Origin of the sequence: Dactylosporangium sp. NPDC000244, assembly GCF_040300725.1 — a bacterium.
Lineage (GTDB): Bacteria > Actinomycetota > Actinomycetes > Mycobacteriales > Micromonosporaceae > Dactylosporangium.
This window is the reverse complement of record NZ_JBEPEH010000048.1, coordinates 35,775-57,438: the sequence shown is the minus strand read 5'-3', so window position 1 is coordinate 57,438 and position 21,664 is coordinate 35,775. Positions and strand designations below refer to the sequence as shown.

17 protein-coding genes are annotated in these 21,664 nt (G+C 75.9%); 7 read left to right on the top strand and 10 right to left on the bottom strand.

Translation table 11 applies throughout. The features are described 5' to 3' along the window. Positions 1 to 37: 37 nt before the first annotated feature. Positions 38 to 565 carry a hypothetical protein gene (locus tag ABT369_RS48125; protein WP_350623639.1) on the bottom strand — a complete coding sequence of 176 codons (528 nt, stop codon included), beginning with the start codon at positions 563 to 565 and terminating at the stop codon, positions 38 to 40. A gap of 105 nt (positions 566 to 670) precedes the next feature. On the opposite strand from ABT369_RS48125, the gene ABT369_RS48120 reads away from it, so the two are divergent. Beyond that, positions 671 to 1,264 carry a TetR/AcrR family transcriptional regulator gene (locus tag ABT369_RS48120; protein WP_350623637.1) on the top strand — a complete coding sequence of 198 codons (594 nt, stop codon included), beginning with the start codon at positions 671 to 673 and terminating at the stop codon, positions 1,262 to 1,264. Here the strand turns inward: ABT369_RS48120 and ABT369_RS48115 are convergent. Next, positions 1,246 to 2,220 (bottom strand): hypothetical protein, encoded by a 975-nt coding sequence (locus tag ABT369_RS48115; RefSeq protein ID WP_350623635.1) that lies wholly within the window; start codon positions 2,218 to 2,220, stop codon positions 1,246 to 1,248. The genes ABT369_RS48120 and ABT369_RS48115 overlap by 19 nt on opposite strands. Before the next feature lie 246 nt (positions 2,221 to 2,466). On the opposite strand from ABT369_RS48115, the gene ABT369_RS48110 reads away from it, so the two are divergent. Both ABT369_RS48110 and ABT369_RS48105 read left to right on the top strand, forming a co-directional pair. Continuing rightward, positions 2,467 to 4,332 (top strand): Hsp70 family protein, encoded by a 1,866-nt coding sequence (locus ABT369_RS48110; RefSeq protein ID WP_350623633.1) that lies wholly within the window; start codon positions 2,467 to 2,469, stop codon positions 4,330 to 4,332. Positions 4,333 to 4,363: 31 nt separating this feature from the next. After that, the gene (locus tag ABT369_RS48105) at positions 4,364 to 5,098 is read left to right on the top strand and encodes an AAA family ATPase (RefSeq protein WP_350623632.1); all 735 of its coding nucleotides are present in this window, start codon (positions 4,364 to 4,366) and stop codon (positions 5,096 to 5,098) included. A gap of 29 nt (positions 5,099 to 5,127) precedes the next feature. On the opposite strand, the gene ABT369_RS48100 is transcribed toward ABT369_RS48105, so the two are convergent. After that, a complete protein-coding gene (locus ABT369_RS48100; protein WP_350623630.1) occupies positions 5,128 to 6,471 on the bottom strand; it encodes a hypothetical protein in 1,344 nt (447 codons plus the stop codon). Positions 6,472 to 6,597: 126 nt separating this feature from the next. Here ABT369_RS48100 and ABT369_RS48095 point away from each other — a divergent pair, with 126 nt between their 5' ends. Beyond that, positions 6,598 to 7,401, top strand: coding sequence for a hypothetical protein (locus tag ABT369_RS48095; protein ID WP_350623628.1), 804 nt, complete (start codon positions 6,598 to 6,600; stop codon positions 7,399 to 7,401). On the opposite strand, the gene ABT369_RS48090 is transcribed toward ABT369_RS48095, so the two are convergent. Next, complete coding sequence (locus ABT369_RS48090) at positions 7,402 to 8,547, bottom strand: MFS transporter (RefSeq protein WP_350623626.1); 1,146 nt, start codon at positions 8,545 to 8,547, stop codon at positions 7,402 to 7,404. 47 nt (positions 8,548 to 8,594) lie between these two features. Here ABT369_RS48090 and pdxR point away from each other — a divergent pair, with 47 nt between their 5' ends. Beyond that, entirely contained in the window at positions 8,595 to 10,001 is a 1,407-nt protein-coding gene (gene pdxR, locus ABT369_RS48085) for a MocR-like pyridoxine biosynthesis transcription factor PdxR (RefSeq protein ID WP_350623624.1), read from the top strand. A 20-nt stretch (positions 10,002 to 10,021) separates the two neighbouring features. On the opposite strand, the gene ABT369_RS48080 is transcribed toward pdxR, so the two are convergent. Genes ABT369_RS48080 through ABT369_RS48070 form a run of 3 tightly spaced genes read right to left on the bottom strand, consistent with a single transcriptional unit; the run spans position 10,022 to position 14,113 of the window. Further along, a complete protein-coding gene (locus ABT369_RS48080; protein ID WP_350623623.1) occupies positions 10,022 to 10,777 on the bottom strand; it encodes a sulfite exporter TauE/SafE family protein in 756 nt (251 codons plus the stop codon). A gap of 49 nt (positions 10,778 to 10,826) precedes the next feature. Further along, positions 10,827 to 13,358 (bottom strand): FtsX-like permease family protein, encoded by a 2,532-nt coding sequence (locus tag ABT369_RS48075; protein WP_350623621.1) that lies wholly within the window; start codon positions 13,356 to 13,358, stop codon positions 10,827 to 10,829. A gap of 5 nt (positions 13,359 to 13,363) precedes the next feature. Further along, positions 13,364 to 14,113 (bottom strand): ABC transporter ATP-binding protein, encoded by a 750-nt coding sequence (locus ABT369_RS48070; RefSeq protein ID WP_350623619.1) that lies wholly within the window; start codon positions 14,111 to 14,113, stop codon positions 13,364 to 13,366. Positions 14,114 to 14,198: 85 nt separating this feature from the next. On the opposite strand from ABT369_RS48070, the gene ABT369_RS48065 reads away from it, so the two are divergent. After that, the gene (locus ABT369_RS48065) at positions 14,199 to 14,375 is read left to right on the top strand and encodes a hypothetical protein (RefSeq protein ID WP_350623617.1); all 177 of its coding nucleotides are present in this window, start codon (positions 14,199 to 14,201) and stop codon (positions 14,373 to 14,375) included. Here the strand turns inward: ABT369_RS48065 and ABT369_RS48060 are convergent. The 3 genes from ABT369_RS48060 to ABT369_RS48050 are packed head-to-tail and all read right to left on the bottom strand — an operon-like array spanning position 14,362 to position 18,393. Then, positions 14,362 to 17,142: an AfsR/SARP family transcriptional regulator gene (locus ABT369_RS48060; RefSeq protein ID WP_350623615.1), complete on the bottom strand. Its 2,781-nt coding sequence runs from the start codon at positions 17,140 to 17,142 to the stop codon at positions 14,362 to 14,364. The two genes, ABT369_RS48065 and ABT369_RS48060, sit on opposite strands and share 14 nt — an antisense overlap. A gap of 11 nt (positions 17,143 to 17,153) precedes the next feature. Further along, positions 17,154 to 18,188, bottom strand: coding sequence for a flavin-containing monooxygenase (locus tag ABT369_RS48055; protein WP_350623613.1), 1,035 nt, complete (start codon positions 18,186 to 18,188; stop codon positions 17,154 to 17,156). 7 nt (positions 18,189 to 18,195) lie between these two features. Further along, the gene (locus tag ABT369_RS48050) at positions 18,196 to 18,393 is read right to left on the bottom strand and encodes a heavy-metal-associated domain-containing protein (RefSeq protein ID WP_350623611.1); all 198 of its coding nucleotides are present in this window, start codon (positions 18,391 to 18,393) and stop codon (positions 18,196 to 18,198) included. A gap of 86 nt (positions 18,394 to 18,479) precedes the next feature. Between ABT369_RS48050 and ABT369_RS48045 the strand changes: the two genes are divergently transcribed. Then, positions 18,480 to 21,650, top strand: a complete 3,171-nt coding sequence (locus tag ABT369_RS48045; RefSeq protein ID WP_350623609.1) for a heavy metal translocating P-type ATPase — start codon at positions 18,480 to 18,482, stop codon at positions 21,648 to 21,650. The last annotated feature ends 14 nt before the right edge of the window (positions 21,651 to 21,664 follow it).

Below are 21,664 nucleotides of genomic sequence, written 5' to 3'. Positions count from 1 at the left end.
ACCCTAGGCGCCGTCCGGCTCCCCGCGGGGGCCGGTTTCAGGCCGGTTGGGTGGGCCGGTTCGCGGCTCGCAGCCGCAGGGCCGAGACGAGGAAGAAGATTCCGCCCACGGTCGCGTAGCCGGCGACGTTGGTCAGCGCCGGGTTGTCGGCGCCGGCCGCCAGGACGAACGACGCCCCGGCGAGGACGGACAGGCCGCCGCTGAGGATCATCGCCCACTGGCCGCCCATCGCGCGCCGGCCGAGCGCCACGAACAGCTGGACGAGGCCGGCGACGATCGCCCACGCGCCCCAGACCCGCAGGACGGCCGGGATGCCGGACGCGCAGGCCACGGCGAGGCCGATCGCGGCGAGCGTGCTGATGGCGATGTTGGCGTAGAGGAGCCGGCGGTTTTGCGGAAGGGCGCCGCGGGCGTCGACGATCGCGGCCGCCACGTCGAACGCGGGGTAGAGCACGAGCAGCGCGACGGTCGCCGGTCCGAGCCGGTCCGCCCCGGTGACGAGCACGAGGGCGGCCCAGACGACGGCGAATCCGAAGCGGGTGAAGTAGAGCTGGCGCAGCGTCATCGGCGTTCCCTTGTCCTTCGAGGGGTAGAACGTTCTGTCTCTCTAACCTGACCGCTGGGGGTACGGTTTGTCAAGACCGAACGTTCTATCTAGTACGATGGGGGCATGAGTCGCAGCGAGGCCGGGGCCCGGCCGTCCGAGGCGCGCTCGCGGCTGCTCGGCACGGCGAGCCGGATCTTCTACGCGGAGGGCATCCACGCCGTCGGCATCGACCGGATCATCGCCGAGGCGCAGGTGACGCGGGCCACGCTGTATCGGCACTTTCCGGGCAAGGACGACCTGATCCTGGCCTACCTGCACGCGGCCGACCGGGCGATCCGCGACCAGACCGAGCAGGCCCTCGCGGACGGGCGCCCCGCGGCCGAGGCCGTGCGGGCGATCAGCCGGGCGATCGCGGACGGCATCAAGGGCCCTGGGTTCCGGGGCTGCGCCTTCCTGAACGCCGTGGCCGAGTACCCGGACCCCGGCCACCCCGTGCACCGCGCGGTCCTCGAGCACCGCCGGTGGTTCCTGGACACGATCACCGGCCTGCTGGCCCGGATCGGCTCCGATCCCCCGGAGCCCGCGGCGCGCCACTACGTCATGCTGCGCGACGGCGCGATGGCGTCGGGCTGCCTGTTCGACCCGGCCCTGATCGGCGACACGTTCCTGTCCGGCGTCGAGGCGCTGCTGATGACCCGTCAGAACAGCGCTCGGTAGGGGTTCTCCCGCACTTTGTCGTAGATCGCGCGGAGCCACGGCTGGCGGAGTTCCGGCAAGCCGGCCAGGGTCGCCAGGAAGACGCGGCCGTCCGGCGAGAAGCGGTACAGCTCGGGCGGAGGCGGGTCGTCGTGATACACCTCCCCGGGCGGGAGCCCGGCGCCGGGAACCGGCCTGCGGTCCCGTTGAGCCGCCAGGACGGCCCAGACGTCGAAGGCGATCGGCACGGCGACCTGGCCGTCTTGCGGTGACCACGCCGCCCCGGTCTGCGGATGCTGCGGCACCAGCAGGATGTCGGCGACCGCCGGCAGATTCGGTCCGGCGACGGCGAGCGTCTTGGCGCCGGGTCCAGGCGGCAGGAGGCGCTCCAGCGCCCGGCGGAACGTGGCGGCGACAAGGCCGTCGGGGACGGTGACCGGGGCACCACCGGAGGCGGCCACCAGATGCGCCAGCGAGGCCGCGACGGCAGCCGTCCACATCGGTTCCCAGTGACCGTTCGGGAGAGCCGGTGGCGTTCCGGGCCGCTGCGCGATCAGCGTTGCCCAGTCGGCGATCCGAGCCGGCGCGGCGTCGTCGATCCGGCGCACGGCGGTCGGGTCGAGCCAAGTCGCCTGCCACAGGGAGCAGTCGTCGACTCGGGTCGCCACCGGTCGCCCGCATCGGGCGCAGTTCATGTTCGGGCCGTCCCGGCCGTCCAGTCCGCAACAGAATCCGTCGAGCCCGAGGACGAGCACGGCCCCGTGGACATCGCCGGGCGCCAGCGCGACGGTTCCACCGGCACCCTGCAGCGACGCGGGACCGTGCCGAGCCGGATCCACGGCGAACGTCCCCGGCTCCATCAGCGTGCCGAGGGGGTAGCCGTTGCCGTACACCTGATGGGCATGCACCGGCAGCGCCACCTGCGACACCGGCACAGTGAGGACGGCGCCGCACCCCGCGCACGCGAACACGGTCATGAGATCTCCAGTATCCCGGATCCCGGCCCGTTGCGTAATGCCGAAGTGGCTGAGGAGCTTCCCGACCCGCGCGGAATCCTTGACGAAACCGACTGGGCCGGCTCGAAGACGAATCCGGGATGCGGGAATTCGCAGCCGACGTGCTCGGCGAGCTGACCCCGGCCTGAGCGAACGAGCGAAGGGGGCGGGGAAGTGCGGCCGAATGCCGGATGCGATCCGGCAGCGGGCACCCTACGTTTCCGAGGCGTGAGCGCGTACGCGTTGTCGATCGACTACGGCACGTCCAACACCGTCGCCGTTCTGCGGTGGCCCGACGGGAAGACCCGGCCGCTGCTGTTCGACGGGTCGCCGCTGCTGCCGTCCGCGGTGTACGCGATGCCGGAGGGGCACCTGGCCACCGGGCGCGACGCGGTGCACAGCGCGCGGCTCGACCCGACCCGCTTCGAGCCGAACCCGAAGCGGCACGTGGACGAGCTGGACCTGCTGCTCGGGGGCGCGTCCGTGCCGCTCACCGAGATCGTGGCGGCCACGCTCGCGCGGGTGGCGCAGGAGGCCCGCAACGTGGCCGGGGACGGCGTCGGCGAGCTCGTCATGACCCATCCGGCCGAGTGGGGTTCGGCGCGCCGGCAGGTGCTGCTCGACGCGGCGCGGGCCGCCGGGCTGCCGGCGCCGCGGATGGTGCCCGAGCCGGTCGCCGCCGGGACCTACTTCACCCGGGTGCTCGGGCACGGGGTGGCCGAGGGCGGATGCGTCGTCGTGTACGACCTCGGGGCCGGGACGTTCGACGCCTCCGTGGTTCGGCGGGCGGCCGGGGGGTTCGAGACGCTGGCGTACCGCGGCCTCGACGACATCGGCGGCGTGGACGTCGACGATCTCGTGGTCCAGCTCATCGGGGCCGTCGTGGCGCCGGACGCGCCGCTGGAGTGGGGGCGGCTCCTCGCCCCGCAGACGCTGGCCGACCGCCGGGCCGCCCGGCAGCTGCGCGACGACGCCCGGATGCTCAAGGAGCGGCTCTCCCGCGAGTCCTCGGCCGCGATCATCGTGCCGATCGTCGACCGGGACCTGCACGTGACCCGCGGCGAGTTGGAGGCCAAGGCGCTGCACCTGGTCGCCCAGACCGTCGCCGTGACCACCGCGACGATCAAGGCCGCCCGCACGCCCCGCGACGCGATCGCCGGGCTGTTCCTGGTCGGCGGCTCCACCCGGATGCCCCTGGTCGCGACCGAGCTGCACCGGGCGACGGCGATCGCCCCGACCGTTCTCGATCAGCCCGAACTGGTCGTCGCCGAGGGCGCTCTGCTGGCCGACGCCGCCCCCGCCGCCCCGGTTCCGGCGCCCACCAGCCCGATGCCGACCACCCCGGCGCCGACCACGCCGATTCCGATCTCCCCGATCTCCCCGGCACCGGTGAGCCCGGGGACCGGACCGATCGCAGCGCCGGGGAGCCCGGGGAGCCCGTACCCGGTCTCGGCGATTCCGACCGCCCCGGTGAGCCCCGTCGCGCCGATGAGCCCGATGGCCACGCCGCAGCCCGCCCCGGTGAGCCCGGTCCTGGAGCGGCCGGCGACGGCGGGGCCGGCGTGGCACGACGTGTCGCACCGCAAGCCCGCCGAGTTCCTCACCACCCGCGGCTCCATGGCCACCCGGACCGCGCTGCGCCTGCTGTTCGGGGCGCTGTTCTTCGCCGCCGGCGGCCTCGGCGGCGGGCTGGTCTTCGCGGTGACCGACAGCGAGGCCGCCCCCTGGTTCCTGGCCGGGCCGATCTGGGGCTACGGCGCCGCGTACGTCCTGGTGACCATCGGGCGCCTAGCGACCATGGGCGGCCAGGCCACCGCGATGCTGCTCGACGACAGCGGCGTCACCGTCGACGTCGGCGGCCGCCCGCACCGCCTCGAGTGGTCCCGGGTGGACAAGGCCGAGGTGCACCGCCGCGGGGTCGACCTGCGCCAGACGCTCCTCGTGCGGCTCCGCCCGGGCACCTCGGTCGCCGACGAGCCGTTCTGGCAGGCCCGCCGCCTCGCCGACGGCCGGGTGCGGATCGCCGACCTGGCGTCCCTCAACGCCCGCCGCGCCCCGGTGCTGGCCGCCGCCTCCCAGTACAGCAGCGTGTAGCGGCCGGCCCGGGTAGGTAGGGTTCGTCGGTGTGGACGCTGGTAGCCGGCGGGCCGGTCGCCCGGTGCGGCGGGTCGAACGGGACCCGGCCGCCGACTGGGATGAGCACGCGTGGTGGGCCCGCATTCCCGCGGTCCGCGTGGTGCTGGACGCGGGGCTCGACCTCCCGGCCGGCGTGACGTTCCTCGTCGGGGAGAACGGTTCCGGGAAGTCGACGCTGATCGAGGCGCTCGCGCAGGCGTACGGCCTCAACGCGGAGGGCGGCTCGCGCGGCGCGATGCACCGTACCCGGGGCACCGAGTCGCCGCTCGGCGACGTGCTGCGGCTGGTTCGCGGCGCGGGCGGGCGAGGCGACGCGTACTTCCTGCGCGCGGAGACGACGCACGGCCTGTACACATATCTGGAGGGGCTGCCCGACTCGCCCGATCGGGACCTGCATGAGCGCAGCCACGGCGAAGGGTTCCTGGCGCTGCTGGAGCGCCGCTTCGCGCGGCCGGGGTTCTACCTGCTCGACGAGCCGGAGGCCGCGCTGTCGTTCACCTCGACCCTCGGGCTCATGGCGCGCCTGTCGGTGCTGGCCGAGGCCGGGGCGCAGATCGTGGTGGCCACGCACTCGCCGGTGCTCACCGCGCTGCCCGGGGCCACCGTGCTCGAGCTCGGCGAGCACGGCATCCGGGCCACGGCGTGGTCCGACCTCGCCGTGGTGGACCACTTCCGGGCATTCCTCGGCGAGCCCGACCGGTATCTGCGCCACCTGCTCGGCTAGGACTGGGCCTAGGTCAGGGCCAGAGTCGCTCAGGCGGTCTTGCTGGTCCAGACGGACTGCTTGGCGGCGGTGTAGAGCACGGCCGCCCCGGCGTCCTCGACCTGCAGGTACGCCGTGGCCTTGCCGGTGGTCTTCGTGCTCCACAGCGCCTTGTTCGCGCTGTCGTACACAACCAGGTTCCCGTCGCCCTGCAGCATCACCGACGCGCCGGGGTGGCCGCTCGTGACGCTCTTCCACACGACGGTCTTGGCCGCGTTCTGCAGCACCAGGTTCCCGTCCGGCTGCATGAGCAGCGTGAACCCGCCCTTCGGGGACGTCCTCGACTGGCCGGCGTGCAGGCGCTGGCCCACCGTCAGCCGGCTGATGCCGTCGGTCGCGGTGGACCAGACCGTCTTGCCGCCGGCCGTGACGACCAGGTTGCCGCCGTCGCCGAGCACGGCCGCCGCGCCGGTGCTGCCGAACGTGCCCGAGGACCACTGGGGCTGCTTGTCGGCGCTGTAGACGACGAGGTTGCCGTCCGGCTGCATCAGCGTGTACCCGCCCTGGTGGCCGCCCGTCTGCGCGGTCCAGACGACCTTCTTGTCGGCGCCCGCGACCACGAGGTTGCCGTCGGGCTGCTGGGTCAGCGTGAACTTCCCGTCGGCCGTGCGGCGCTGCTGGCCGGACGTCAGCCCCTGGCCGGGGTAGAGCCGCGTCCGCTCGGCCCGGCTCGACCACGCCTCCTGACGGTCGGTCCGCGACACCACGGCGTTGCCGTCGTCGTGGACCTCGAGCAGGGCGCCCTGGCCGCCGGTGGCGCTGCGCCACAGCGCGAGGCCGCCCTTGCCGTAGACGACGAGGTCCCCGTTGCGGTCGAAGCTGGCGGTGGCGCCGGGGTTCGAGGACGTCTGGGACGACCACTGCACCCGCTTCTGGTCATCGGCGAGCACGAGGTTCCCGTCCGGCTGCTGCGTGAGGGTGTACTTCCCATTCGGCGACCGCAGCGCCTGCCCCGAGCTCAGCTTGGCGCCCGGTTTCAGCTCCGCCGGCACCGCCTGCGAGGCCGTGTCCCGGTCGCCGCCGGTCGGGATCTCGCCCGCGAAGTCCGACTGGCTCGCGGCCGCCGACGGGTTCCCCTGCTGGGCCGCGGCCGGCGTGGGGGTGCTGTCATGGGATCCGACGAGCTTGACGGCCACGACCGCCCCGGCCGCGACCGCGACGGTGAGCCCGGCGCCCGCCAGCCACAGCCCCACCGGCCGGCGCCGCACCGGGGCGACCGGCGGCGTGAACGGCGCCACCACGGGGAGCTCGGTGGTGGCCAGGTCGCCGGGGTTGATCCCGGGCGGGGCCGCCCACGGGGAGGAACCGTCGCCGCCGCTGCCGTACCCCGTCATGCCGCCCGCCCCCGCAAATCCCTCGTGTCGACGATCGAGAACCGTAACGCCTCGGCGCCGTCCGCTCCACTCCGCGATCATCGGAAACCGGTAAAACCCGAGCATTTGCCGTATACCGTGACCAATATGCGGATGAACGGGTTGACCTGGCCGGCCGTTGCCGCCACCTCCGTCGTGCTGCTGGCCGGCTGCGGTTCGAAGACGGAGGACGCCGGCACGACGACACCGGCCACCACCGGGGCGGCGACGCCGAAGGCGGCCAGCGCCACCGAGCAGCTGACCGCCGCGGCGGCGAAGACGAGCGCGGCGGCGTACACGTACAAGGCGGCCGACCCGAGCGTCGAGGGCACCATCGAGGGCGCGATCGACCCGGCCGCGTCCACCGCCACCGGCAAGCTCTCCGTCGGCCTCGACGCGAGCACCAAGATGTCCGTGGAGACCCTGCTCGTCGCGGGCGGGTACTACGTGAAGATCGGCGGGCTGCCGATCCCGGGCATCGACGGGTCGAAGTGGTTCAAGTACGACCCGGCGAAGGTCTCCGCGGACAACGCGCTCGGCCTCGGCGACGCCAAGGACCCGGTCCAGCTCTCCGCGATGCCCGCGAGCATCGCCGCCGCGCAGAGCACCGACGGCAAGTCGTTCACCGGCACGCTCGACCTCACGAAGAAGGCCTGGGGCCCGTTCAACGACCCCGAGTTGATCACGGGCCTCGGTGACAAGGCGAAGGCGGTGCCGTTCACCGCGACCGTCGACGCCGAGGGGCACCTCGCGGCGCTGAAGGTCAGCCTGCCCGCGTACGCGGACACGCCGGCGTCCGACACGGAGGTGACGTTCGCGGGCTTCGGCCAGCCGGTCGCCGCGACCGCCCCGGCGGCGGCGGACGTCATGGAGGCGCCGGCGGCGCTGTACGACGTGCTGAACAACAAGTAGCTACCGCGCGGCGCGGCGGTCGCGGCGGATCAGGGGCAGGGCCGGCAGCATCAGCGCGGCGGTGAGCAGGAACGTCGCCGGGTAGCCGGCCGCGCCCACGATCAGGCCGGCGGCCATCGCGCCCGCGGCCATGCCGAGGTCGTACGCGCTGTTCCAGATCGCGCTCACGGTGTTCTCGCCGCCGGCGGGCACCCGGTTGAACATCAGCGTCAGGGTCGCGTTCTGCAGCACGCCGAAGCCGGCGCCGAGCAGCAGCGAGCCCGTGACCATCGCGGCGGGGCTGCTCGTCAGGGCGAGCGCGGCGGTGCCGGCCGCGGCCAGCAGGATGCCCGGCGTGAGCAGGCGGGCCGGGCCGCGGCGGTCGCCGAGGCGGCCGGCGAGCCAGCGCGCGGCGGTCGCGGCGGCCGGCTGGGCGAGCAGCGCCGCCGGGGCCACCCACGCCGGGAGTCCGGCCGCGGCGAGCGGAAGGTACGTCACGATCACGCCCACGGCCGTCGTCGATGCCGCGAAGATGAGCGCCGGGCGGGTCAGCGCCGGGCTGCGCAGGCCCGAAAGCACGCCGCGGTGCCCCTCGGCCGCCGGAGTGCGAGCCGGCAGGCCCGGCACGGACAGCAGCGCGAGCAGCGTGGCCGCCGCGGTCGCGACGAAGACCGGGCCGAAGCCCCAGCGGTGCGCCGCCCACACGCCCAGCGGCAAGGCGATCAGGCTCGTCACGCCGCTCACCACGCCGATGAGGGCCAGGCCCTCGCCGCGCCGCTCGGCGGGGATCAGGGTGGCGGTGAGGGCGCCGCCGGCGACGGTACAGACGGCGAATCCGGCGCCCCGCACGAGGCTCACGGCGATGATCGCCAGCGGCGAGGACTCGAACGCGAGCACCACCGTCGGGGCGCCCAGCAGGAACAGCCCCAGCCCCAGCGACCAGCGGTAGCCGATCCGGCCCACCAGCTGCGGCGTCACCAGCTCGACCACCACCGTGGCCACGAGCAGGGCCACGGTCGCCAGGCCCGCGCCGGCGGAGGAGTGCGCCAGCATCGGCACCACGGACAGCGGCAGGTAGAACCCGACGGCCGACCCGGCGATGGAGACCAGGCGCAGCAGCACGGGACGGGTCACGAGGCGCGGGCGGGGGAGCGTCTGAAGGGCCATGGACAGCACGCTATGCGTGGACCGGCACACTGGTAAGGTCCAGTTCCATGCCTGTGGAGTGGGCCGGTTTGGGCCCGGAGCTGCTGGTGACGATCGACCGGACCAGCGGCACCGGCCTGCGCACCCAGCTGGAGGAGGCCCTGCGCGCCGCGATCCGCACCGGCCGCCTGGCCGGCAACGACAAGCTCCCGTCGTCCCGCGAGCTGGCGCAGCTCACCGGCCTGTCCCGCGGCCTGGTGCAGGACTGCTACGCGCAACTGCAGGCCGAGGGGTACCTGACCAGCCGCCCCGGCTCCGCGACGCGCGTCGCCCCCGGCGCGGCCACCCGCCCCGGACCCCCGCCGCGGCGGCCGTCGTCACCGGTGCCGCCGGCGATCGCGGACTTCCGCACCGGCGTGCCCGACCTGGGCCTCGTTCCGCGCGAGGACTGGGCCTGGGCGGTCCGCGAGGCCTGCCGCACCATGCCCAACGCCGCCTTCGACTACGGCGACCCGTCCGGTCAGCGCGGCCTGCGCGAGGTCCTGGCCGCCTACCTGATCCGCGTCCGCGCGACGGCCACGACTCCCGGCCACGTGATCGTCTGCGCCGGCATGGCCCAGGCCCTGTCCCTGATCCTGCCGGTGCTGCGGGCGGACGGGGTGGACACGCTGGCGGTGGAGGACCCGGGCCCGGGCTCGTCGACGGCAGACCAGGCAACCTCGGCCGGCCTGCGGGTGCTGCCCGTGCCCGTGGACGAGCACGGCCTGCGGCCCGAGGCGCTGGGCGACGCGCGCGCGGTGCTCGTGACCCCGGCCCACCAGTGGCCGACGGGCGTGGTGCTGTCGGGTCCCCGGCGGCAGGAGCTCATCGCCTGGGCCCGCGAGCGCGACGGCATCATCATCGAGGACGACTACGACGCCGAGTTCCGCTACGACCGCGACCCCGTCGGCTCGCTGCAGGGCCTGGCGCCGGACCGGGTCATCTCCCTCGGCACCGTGAGCAAGTCCCTGGCCCCGGCCATCCGCCTCGGCTGGATCGTCGCGCCGGACCGCTGGCTGCCCGCCGTCGCCCACGCCAAGCACCTGGCCGACCGCGGGAGCCCGGGCATCGACCAGCTGGCGCTGGCGGCGCTGCTGGAGTCGGGCCGCTACGACCGGCATCTGCGCCGGATGCGCACCGAGTACGCCGCGCGCCGCGAGACGCTGCTGCGTGCCCTGGCGCGGCACGCCCCGCGGCTGCCGGTGACCGGCCTGGCGGCGGGCTTCCACGCCGTGCTGACCCTGCCGGACGGCACCGACGAGGCGCGCCTGATCCAGCGCGCCCGCGCTCGCGGCGTCGGCCTGTACGGGATGTCCGGGATGTACCGCGCAACGGGCGCATCGAGCCCGCGCCTGGTCCTCGGGTTCGGCGACACGTCCCAGCGGGCGATCGAGGCGGGCATCGAGGCGATCGCCGATCTGCTCGACGCCCCGTAGCGCCCGCCGGCGAGCGCCGCTCACGTGAGGAAGAGGACCACCGCCACCGTCGCGGCGAAGACGACGATGATCCAGCGCAGCACCTCGCCCGGGAGGCGGCGGGCCACGCGCGCGCCCAGGTAGCCGCCGGCGATCGTGGCCGGGGCCAGGATCGCCACCACGGCCCAGTTCACCGGGCCGAAGACGCTGTAGAGCAGCACCGTGGTCACGCCGACGACGGCCGAGAACACGTTCTTCAGGGCGTTCAGGCGGCGGAGGGGCTCGGGCAGTACCAGGGACAGAAACGCGATCAGCAGGACGCCCATGGCGGCGTTGAAGTAGCCGCCGTAGAGGCCGCAGCCGAAGACCGACAGCTGGGTCTGCACCGCGGCCCGCCGTGGCGAGATGTCGTGTGGATGGCCGGCCAGGGCCCGCAGCCTCTTCTGGAAGGCCATCATCGCCGCGGCGCCCAGCAGCAGGAAGGGCACGACGACGTCGAAGACCTCGTGCGGGGTGAACAGCAGCAGGGCGCTGCCGCACAGGGTGCCCGCGACGATCGTCGGCAGGATGGCGCGGATGCGGCCCGCCTGGCCCGTAAGCTCCGGGCGGCTGCCGACCGCGCTGGCGGCGTAGCCGGGCGCCACCGAGAGCGCGTTGGTGACGTTCGCGGCCACGCCGGGCAGGCCCAGGCCCACGAGCAGCGGGAAGGTGATCAGGGAGCCGCCGCCCGCGATCGCGTTGACGGTGCCGGCCAGCAGGCCGCCGCCGAGCAGGAGCAGGGCCTCACCGGGGTTCACCCGATCATCATGACGGATCCGGGGGCGGCGGCCCGCCCCCGGATCCGCGTCAGGCCCGGCTGATGGCGTCCAGCACGTCCAGCCGGGTGGCCCGGCGCGCGGGCAGCAGGCCGGCGACGAGCCCGGCCACGGTCGCGACCGCCACGATCAGCGCGAGCCGCCCGAACGGCACCTCCACCGCGAGCGGGGTGGTCGAGCCGAGGGCGGTCACCGCGCCGGCCCCGAAGCCGAGCCCGAGGGCCACGCCGATCACCACCGCCAGCACGGCCACGAGCACCGCCTCGCCCCGCACCATCCAGCGCAGCTGCGTCCGGCTCATGCCGACCGCCCGCAGCAGGCCGATCTCGCGGGTCCGCTCGACGATCGACAGGGCGAGGGTGTTCGTGATGCCCAGCAGCGCGATGGCCACGGTGAACAGCAGCAGGGCCGTGGTCACGCCGAGGATCTCGTCGACGCCGCGGGTCCGGCCGGCCACCGCCTCGGCCTGGTCGCGCAGCTGGGCGGTGGGCGTGCCGGCCAGCGCCGCCTCGATCGCGCGCCGGGCGGCGGCCGGGTCCGCCCCGTCGGCGAGCCGGACGAAGACGCTCGCGTCGACGTTCTCGGCGTACAGGCGGGCGTAGGTGTCCAGGCCGATGATGTAGTCGGTCGACAGCGCCTGCGCGTCCGCGTCCCGCAGCAGCCCGGCGACCGGCAGGCGCTGCTCGCCGGTGCGCGCGAACGTCATCGGCAACGTGTCGCCGACGCTGAGGCCGCGCTCGCGGGCGACCCGCTCGGCCAGGATGACGCCGCCGCCGGCCAGCGCGTCGAGCCGGCCCGCGACCAGGTGCAGGGACGTGACCCGGGGCAGGGTCGCGGGGTCGACCGCGGTCAGGGCGCTGGTCATGGTGCCGTCCTTCCAATGGCCGTACCGCAGCCGCGACGCCACCGCGACCTCGTCCAGCGCCGCGACATGGTGCTGCACGTCCGGCGGCAGGCCGCCGAGCATCTCGTTGCGACTGCTCTCGATGACGTAGTCGGCGGTGATGGTCTCGCCGTAGGACTGGCGGATCGCCGACCGGACCGACGTGCCGACGACCGCCATGAAGCCGATCAGCGCCAGGCCGAGGGCCAGGGCCATCGCGGTCGCGGCGGTGCGCCGGGGCGCGCGGGCGGCGGTCTGCCGGGCGAGGCGGCCCGGCACTCCGGCGAGATCCAGCGGCCGTCCGGCGATCCGGGCCAGGACGGGGGCGATCGCCGGGCCGAGCAGCGTCAGGCCGCCGACGGTGACGAGCGCCCCGGCGCCGAGCAGGCCGAGCGACCCGCGCCCGGCCAGGACCACCCCGAGGGCCGCCGCGCCGGCGAGGGTGACGACCGCCCCGCCGAGCGCGCGGGCGCGGTTCGCCGCCGGGCCGGTCGCGGCCTCGCGCATGGCCTCGACGGGCGCGATCCGCGCGGCCCGGCGGGCGGGCGCGACGGCGGCGGCGACGGTGATCAGGACGCCGATGACGGCCGCCGCGGCCACGGTGCGGGGGAGCAGGACGAGGTCGCCGTCCGGCAGCGGTACGCCCACCTGTCCCGCGAGCGCGCGCAGCCCGGCCGCGGCGGCGACGCCGAGCCCGATGCCCGCGGCCGAGGCGGCGGCGCCGACCAGCGCGGCCTCGCCGAGCACCGAGCCGAGCAGCTGCCGCCCGGTGGCCCCGGCGGCCCGCAGCACCGCCAGCTCGCGGGTGCGCTGGCCGACGACGACCGCGAACGTGTTGGCGATGAGGAACCCGCCGACGAGCAGGGCGGCCCCGGCCAGGGCGAGGAGCATCGCGCGCAGGTACCCGACCTGGCCCTTGGCCGCCGACGCGCTCGCCGCGGCCACGTCCTGGCCGGTGACGACCTCGGCGTCGGCGCCCAGCCGCTCCGCGAGGCGCTGGCGCACCTGCGCCACCGTCGCGCCCTCGGCGACGGCGACGGCGATCTCCGGCACGCCGTCACCGAGCCCGAGCAGTCGCTGCGCGGCCGGCAGGGTGACCAGCGCGACCGTCGTGTCCGGCAGGCCGGGCCGGTCGCCGAACCAGGCGAGCCCCACCACCCGCAGCGCGGCGGTCGACGCGGCCTGCACGGTCACCGTGTCGCCGAGCGCGACGTGGTACTCGCGCGCGGTGGCCGCGTCGAGCACGACCTCGTCGCCGGTCAGCGGCGGGCGGCCGGTGCGCACGGCGAACGCGTTGAACGGCTCCGGCGTCCACGAGCGCAGCAGCGACGCCCCGGACGGCACGAGGGTGCGCCCGCCGGCGGTGAGCAGCGCCTGGCCCCGGGCGGCCGGCTGGGCGTCGGCGACGCCGGGCACCGCGCGGACGCGCTCGAGGGTCGCGGCCGGGAGCGGGTCGCGCTCGACCTCGACGCCCATCGCGTCGTCGAACGCGGTGGCGCGCCGGACGGTCAGGTCGGTGCCGGCGGCGGCGGTGCGGAACTGGGCGTCCAGAGCGCGGCCGGACGTGTCGGTGAGCACGAGGGTGCCGGTGACGAACATGATGCCGAGGGCCACGGCGAGCAGGGTGAGCGCGAGCCGGGCCGGGTGGGCGACGGCGTTGCGCAGGGTCAGGCGCCACATCGCGGTCACCGCCCCGCCCGCGCCGGCGCGTCCAGGCGCGTCATGCGGGACAGGACCGCGTCGGCGGTCGGCTCGCCGAGCTCGTCCACCACGCGGCCGTCGGCGAGGAAGACGACCCGGTCGGCGTGGGCGGCGGCCCGCGGGTCGTGGGTGACCATCACGATCGTCTGGCCGAGGTCCCGCGCGGCGTGGCCCAGGAACGCCAGCAGGGCCTCGCCGCTGCGGGAGTCGAGGTTGCCGGTAGGCTCGTCGGCGAAGACGATGTCGGGCCGGGCGATCAGGGCCCGGGCCACCGCGACCCGCTGCTGCTGGCCGCCGGAGAGCTCGGCCGGGCGGTGGTGCAGCCGGTCGGCGAGCCCGAGGGTGGCGACGAGCTCGTCGAACCAGGCGCGTTCGACCGGGCGGCCGGCCAGGGCGAGCGGCAGGCCGATGTTCTCCGCGGCGCTCAGGGCCGGGATCAGGTTGAATCCCTGGAACACGAAGCCGAGCCGTTCCCGGCGCAGCAGGGTGCGGCGGCGCTCGTCGAGCGCGGTCAGGTCGGTGCCGCCGAGCAGGACCCGGCCGGAGTCGACGGTGTCGAGGCCGGCGAGGGCGTGCATGAGGGTCGACTTGCCGGAGCCCGACGGGCCCATGACGGCCGTGAAGCTGCCGGCGGTGATCGCCACGCTCGCGCCGTCGAGCGCCCGGACGGCGGTGTCGCCGCGGCCGTAGATCTTGACGAGGTTCTGGGCCTGTGCGGCCAGGTCTGGTTGCATGCCCGGCAGCCTGCGGCCCGGCGCTGTCCGGCCCCTGGCGCGGCGCGGACAGCGGGCGGACAGCGGCCTGCGGAAGGCTGCCCGGGTGACGACGGTGATGATCGGCGGACCGGTCTGCCGGCGCTGCGTACGGCGGATCAGCGCCCGGGTGCGGGACCTGCCCGGAGTGGTGTCGCTGGAGCTGTGCGGGGCCTGCGGCCGGCTGCGCGTGCGGGGCGAGGCCGGCCGGGCGGCGCTGCTGGCCGTGGTCAGGGAGCCGTGAACGCCCGCAGCTTCTCCAGGGCCCACGGGAACTCGTGCTCGCCGAGCAGGTCCAGCGCCCGGCGGCCCTCCGCGGCGGCGGTCGCCTCGTCGCCGTCCGTGCGGGCGATCCGGGCCCGGCCCCACGCCGCCCACGCCTGGCAGCGGGGGTTGCGGGCCTGCCGGGCCACCGCGTCGGCCTCGGCGAGCAGCGGGGCCGCGGCGGCCGGGTCGCCCGCGTCGAGCCGGGCGTGGGCGAGGTGCACGAGGGCGAACGCGAGCCCGTGCGGCGCCTGCAGCCGGCGCGACCGCTCGACGACCCGCACCAGCACCCGCTCCGCCTCGCCGGGCCGCCCCGCGCCGAAGAGCGCGACGCCGAGGTGCGCCGCGGCCGCCTCGGCCATCATCGAGTCGCCGGCGTCGAGGAAGCGCGACTCGGCGCCGCGCCACCGGGTCACCGCGGTGTCGAAGTCGCCGATGCGCAGGTCGAGCATGGCCTCGAGGTACTCCGCCGTGGCCAGCCAGTAGGCGTCGTCGAGCTCGTCGCGGCTGCGGCGCACGAGGGCCCGGTGGTGTTCGGGGTCGCCGCTGTACTGCCCCTCCCACGCCACGACGAGCCGGGAGATCGCGGCGTTGCCCGCATCGCCGAGCTGCTCGAACAGCGCGAGGCTGGTCCGGGCCGCGGCCCGGGACTCGGCGGTGGGGTAGTACACGCCGAGCAGGCCGACGCCCTGCAGCAGCCTCGCCCGCTCGGCGGGTGGCGGGTCGCCGGTGGCGAGCAGCACCGTCAGCGCCCGGACGCCCTCGTACCGCACGCCGTAGTTCCAGTACGGCATGAGCGCCTCCACCAGGCGCATCCCCGCCCGCAGGTCCCCGGGCGCCAGTTCCAGGGCCCGCTCGACCGCGGCGCGCAGGTTGTCGGCGTCCTCGCGCAGCCGCTGCCAGGCGGGCGCGGCGGAGCGCACGGACGGCCCGAACCGCTCGGCGAGCCGGGTGTAGTGGCCGAGGTGCCGGTCGCGGCAGGTGCCCGTCTCGCCGGCCTCGGCGAGCCGGTCGGCGGCGTACTCGAGCACCGTGGCGAGCAGCCGGAACCGCCCGGTGGCCGGGTCGGGCACCACCAGCGAACGGTCGACCAGGCGCAGCAGCAGATCCAGCACGTCGCCGGCCCCGATGGCCCCGAACGCGCCCACGTCCTCGGCCGCGGCCAGGTCCCAGCCGCCCCGGAACACCGCCAGCCGGCGCAGCAGCACCCGCTCGGGCTCCGGCAGCAGGTCGTGGCTCCAGTCGAGCACGGCCCGCAGCGTGCGGTGCCGGGCCTCGGCGGTGCGGGGACCGCCCGTCAGCAGGGCGAACCGGTCGCCGAGGCGCTCGGCGATCTCGGCCGGCGGCAGCGCCTTGACCCGGGCCGCGGCCAGCTCGACGGCGAGCGGGATGCCGTCGAGCGAGCGGCAGATGGCCTCGACCGCGGGCGTGGTGCCGGCGTCGAGCGCGAAGCCGGGGCGCACGGCCCGCGCCCGGTCGGCGAAGAGCCGGGTCGCCGACGGCAGGTCCAGCGGCGCGACGGGCACCTGCACCTCGCCGGTGACGGCGAGCGCCTCCCGGCTGGTCGCCAGCACCCGCACGCCCGGGGCGGCCTGCACGATCCGGTCCACGAGCGCGGCGGCGCTGTCGACGACGTGCTCGCAGTTGTCGACGACGAGCAGCATGCGGGCGCCGGCGAGGTGACCGGCGAGGGCTTCCCCGTCGGGTACACCGAACTGCACGGCAACGGCCTCGGCGATCTCGGCGCCGGGCGGCAGCGCGGCGAGGCGGACGAGCCGCACTCCGACGTCGGCGGCCAGGTGGCGGGCGGCCTCGACGGCGAGGGTGGTCTTGCCGACGCCGCCGGGCCCGACCAGCGTGACGACCCGGGCCGTGCGCAGCTGGTCGAGCACGAGGGCGAGGTCGTCGTCCCGGCCGAGCAGCGAGGTGAGCCGGGCCGGCAGCGCCGGGCCGGTCCGCACGGGCACGGGCACGGCCGCGGGGCGGTCCGGCACCTCCTGGCGCAGGATGGCCCCGGCGAGCGCCTCCAGCTCGGGGGAGGGATCGATGCCGAGCTCGTCGGCGAGCCGCCGGCGCAGCGCCCGGTGCGCGGCGAGCGCGTCGGCCTGCCGCCCGGCGCCGTGGAGGGCGAGCATGAGCAGCCGGGCCGGGCGCTCCCGCAGCGGGTGCTCGGCCGCGAGCCGCTCCAGGTCGGCGACGGCGCCGCCGGGCCGGCCGGTCGCGGTCAGCAGCTCGAGGCGGTCCTCGACGGCGCCGAGCCGCAGCTCCTCCAGCCGGTGCCGCTCCCGCCCGGCCCACTCGGCGTCGCCGACGTCGGCCAGCGCCGGCCCGCGCCACCAGGCCAGCGCCTCGTCGAGCGCGTGTTCGGCGGCGACCGGGTCGCCGGCGTCGCGGGCCGCGCGGGCCAGCCCGAGGGCCGCCTCGAACCGGTGGACGTCGACGGACTCGGGCGGCACCGCGAGCCGGTAGCCGGGCGCGCGGGTGAGCAGCCGGTCGCCCGCCTCGCCGAGCGCCCGCCGCAGCTTCGACACCCGCGTCTGCAGGGCGTTGGCCACGTCGACGGGCAGGTCCTCACCCCAGAGCGCGTCGGTCAGGGTGTCGACGGAGACCACCCGGCCCGCGGCGAGGACGAGCCGGGCCAGCAGCGGGCGCACCGACGGCGCCAGCGCGACCGGCGGCCGCCCCGGCCGGCGGACCTCGACCGGCCCGAGCAGGCGGAAGACGACCTCGGTGCTGTCCAGCGTCACGGGGGATCATGCTAATCGCCGCGCAGGAGCCGGTCGCCGAGCCGAGCCGCGTCGCGCCCGACCCAGCCGAGCACCGCGGAGCCGCGGGTGCGCTGCCACGGCAGGCCGAGGAAGAACAGGCCGGGCCAGTCGGTCACGCCGTGGCGGTGCACCGGGGCACCCGCCCCGTCGAGCACGGGCACCTCCAGCCACGGGTAGTGCGGCCGGAATCCGGTCGCCCACACGACGGCGTCGACCGGCCGGGCCGAGCCGTCGGCGAGCAGGAGGTTCCGGCCCTCGGCGCCGGTGACCCGGTCCAGCCGGTCCACCTGCCGCAGCAGGGCGCGCACGTCGGTACCGATGATCGGGTTGGCGGCCCGGATGCGGCGGCCCAGCGGGCTGTGGGGGCCGAGGCCCATCGTGCCGAGGCGCGAGAACCACCAGAAGATGTCGCGGCCGAGCCAGCGCTGCGGCATGGCCGGGCCGATCGCCGCGGCCGACAGGGCGACCCGGCGGCCGGCCGCGGCGAGCTCCTGCGCGATCTGGACCCCGGTGTTGCCGGCCCCGACCACGACGACGTCCGCGCCGGGCACCTGGTCCGGGTTGCGGTACCGGCTGCTGTGCACCTGCACGACCTGCGGCGCGAGCCGGTCGGCGAACGCGGGGACGTGCGGGGTGTGGAACGCCCCCGCGGCCACGACGACCCGCCGGGCCGCGTAGGTGCGGCCCGGGGTCCGCACCGTGAACCCGCCGCCCGGCTCGGGCCGGACCGCGCTCACCGGGCTGTCGAGGCACACCGGCAGGTCGAAGCGGTCCGCGTACGCCTGCAGATAGTCGGCGACCTCGTCCTTGGTGGGATGGGCGTCCGGGTCGCCGGGGAACGGCAGGCCGGGCAGGGCGTTGAACCGGTTCGGCGTGAACAGCCGCAGCGAGTCCCACCGCCGCCGCCACGCGTCGCCGACCCGGGCGTGCGCGTCGAGCACGGCGAACTCGCGCCCGGCCCGGCGCAGGTGCCAGGCCAGCGCGAGCCCGGCCTGGCCACCGCCGACGATCACCACGTCGAGCATCGCGGCCTCACACCGTCTCGTAGCCGGCGTCGTCGATCGCGGCCCGCACCGCGGCGGGATCGGCGGTGCCGAGGGTCCGGACGGTCTTCGCGGCGACGTCGACGCGGACCTCGGTGACGCCGGGCACGCGGCCGACGGAGGCGGTGATGGCGGCGACGCAGTGGCCGCAGGTGATACCGGGGACGTTGAGCAGGATCTCGTTCATGCCGGCCAGCCTGCGAGGGGCCGCTGTCCGGCCGCTGTCCGAGCGCGGGCAGGGGCCGGACAGCGCGGCCCGGGATCGTCCGGCGCATGGAGAACTGCACCCTGGAGATCGGCGGCATGACCTGTGCGTCGTGCGTGGGACGCGTGGAGAAGGCCCTGCTGCGGGTCGACGGCGTCGGTACGGCCACCGTCAACCTCGCCACCGAGCGCGCGACCATCACCTTCGACCCGTCCCGAGTCACGCCCGCCGCGCTGGCCGCCGCCGTGGGCCGGGCGGGCTACCGGGCCGAGGCACCCACGCCGGAGACGCCGAAGCCGGCCGAGCGGGCCGAGCCGGGCCCGGGCCGCTGGACGTGGATCACGACCCTTGCCGCCGGACTCGCCATGATGATCCTGATGTACGTCCCGCTGCCGCTCGACGCGATGGACTGGCTCATGCCGCTGCTGCTCGTCGTCGCGACGGTCGTACAGATCGGGCCCGCCCGGCCCTTCTACGCCGCGGCGTGGGCGGCCGCCCGGCACCGCGCGGTCGACATGAACACCCTCGTGGTCCTCGGCACGACGGTCGCCTACGGCTACAGCGCCTTCGTGACCCTCTGGCCCGCCCAGGCCGAACGATGGGGACTGCCGCTGCACGTGTACTTCGAGATCTCCGTCATCGTCACCGCCCTCGTCCTCGCCGGGCGATGGCTCGAGGCCCGGGCGCGGCGGCAGACCGCGGCGGCGATCCGGACCCTGGTCGGGCTGCAGCCCCGCACCGCCAGAGTGCTGCGCGGCGGCGAGGAGCTCGACGTCCCCGTCGAGTCCGTCGCCGTCGGTGAGCTGGTCCGGGTCCGCCCCGGTGAGCGGGTGCCCGTCGACGGCGTGGTCACCGAGGGCGCCTCCAGCGTCGACGAGAGCATGCTCACGGGGGAGAGCCTGCCCGCGGCGAAGACCGTCGGTGACGTGCTCATCGGCGCCACGGTCAACCGCACCGGCGCCGTGGTCATGCGGGCCACCGCCGTCGGCCGCGACACGACCCTGGCCCAGATCGTCCGTCTCGTCGAGGAAGCCCAGGCCGGCAAGGCGCCGATGCAGCGGCTCGTCGACCGCGTCTCCGGCTGGTTCGTGCCCGCCGTGATCGCGCTGGCGGTGCTCACGTTCGCGGTCTGGGCCGTCGCCGGCTCGCTCACCGCCGGGCTCGGCGCCGCCGTCGCCGTGCTCATCGTCGCCTGCCCCTGCGCGCTCGGGCTGGCCACGCCGACGGCGATCATGGTCGGTACCGGCAAGGCGGCCGAGCTCGGCATCCTCATCGGCGGCGGCGAGGCCCTCGAACAGGCCCGGCGGGTCACCACCGTCGTGCTCGACAAGACCGGCACCCTGACCCTTGGCCGGCCCGCCGTCACGACCGTCGTGGCGCGGCCCGGCACCGACCCCGGCGACCTGCTCGCGTGCGCCGCCGCCGCGGAGGCCGGCTCCGAGCACCCGGTCGGCGAGGCCATCGTCGCGCACGCCCGCGACCGCGGCCTGGCGCTGCCGCTCCTCGACGCGTTCGAGGCCGTGCCCGGCCACGGCATCCGCGCCCGGGCCGGCGGCCGCGACGTCGTCATCGGCAACGCCGCCCACCTCGACGCCCACGGCGTGCCCACCGATCCGCTGGCCGCGGCAGCCGCCGAGGTCGCGGGCGCGGGCGGGACCGCGGTCTACGCCGCCCTCGACGGCGAGCTCGCGGGCCTGATCGGGGTCGCCGACACCGTGCGGCCCGAGGCGCCGGCGGCCGTCGCGCAGCTGCGCGCCCTCGGGCTGGACGTCTGGATGCTGACCGGCGACGAGCGGCGCACCGCCGAGGTCGTCGCGGGCCGGGTCGGCATCGAGCGGGTCGTCGCCGGGGTGCGCCCGGACGGCAAGGCCGCGCACGTCGAGGCCCTCCAGCGCGACGGCGCCGTGGTCGCGATGGTCGGCGACGGCATCAACGACGCCCCCGCGCTGGCCCGGGCCGATCTGGGCGTCGCCATCGGCACCGGCACCGACGTGGCCATCGCCGCCTCCGACATCACGCTCGTCGGCGGCGACCTGCGCGGCATCGTGACCGCGATCGCGCTGTCCCGCCGCACCGTCGCCACGATCAAGCAGGGGCTCGGCTGGGCGTTCGCCTACAACGTCCTGCTCATCCCGGTGGCCGCCGGAATGCTGTACCCCCTGAACGGCACCCTGCTCGACCCGTCCCTGGCCGCCGCCGCGATGGCGATGAGCTCGGTCAGCGTCGTCACCAACGCGCTGCGGCTGCGCCGGTTCCGCCGTCCCACCACCGCCGCGCGGCTGCGGCCCCGGCTCGGTGCCCGGCTCGCCGATCTCGGGTACCTGGCCGGCGTCGCGGCCCTGGCCGTCGCCGTCGGCGCCGGACTCACCGGCCTGAGCCACACTGCCGCCGCCCGCCGCGGCATGAACGGCGTGCTGGCCTGGACGCAGGGCACCGGCATGCCGATGCGGCCGCCGATGAGCGTCATGATGGGCGCCGACATCGCGCCCCGGCCCGCCGAGGACGACGGCGTGCGGGTCACGCTCGACGTGCCCGCCGGCATCGTGCCCGGCGAACCCGCGACCATCGGCATCCGGGTCGCCGACGCCGCGACCGGCCGCCCGATCGGCGACGTCGGCCGCAGCCACGAGGCCTGGATGCACTTCATCGCCACCCGCGCGGACCTCGGCACGTTCGCGCACGTCCATCCGGAGCCGACCGGCCGCCCCGGCGCGTTCGCGGTGCGCGTGACGTTCCCGACCGCCGGCCGCTACCTCGTGCACACCGAGTTCCGCCGCAAGGGGGCCATGAGCGACCTCGTCGAGCGGCACGAGATCGTCGTCGGCAACCCGTCCGGGGCGCCCGCCGGCCCCGCGCCCGCGCCCTCACCCCGCGACCAGGTCGTCGACGGCGTCCAGGTGATCCTGGCCGGCACCGCGACCGTCGGCGCGCCGAGCCGGTTCAGCTACTGGTTCGCCGACACGGCCACGGGTGAGCCGCTCACCGGGCTGCGGCCGTATCTGGCCGCCGCGGGTCACGTGGTGGTCATGCCGCTGGACGGCTCCGGCTTCGCCCACGAGCACGCCGAGGCGGTGGACGACGAGGGCCGGACGGTCTACGCGCTGCCGGGCGCCACCTTCGGACCCGAGCTGCGGATGCACGCGGACTTCCCGCGCCCCGGCCTGTACCGCCTGTGGGGCCAGTTCCGCCTCCCCGACGGCCGCGTCATCACGACGACGTTCACCGTGGCGGCGTCGTGATGCTCCGCCCGGGT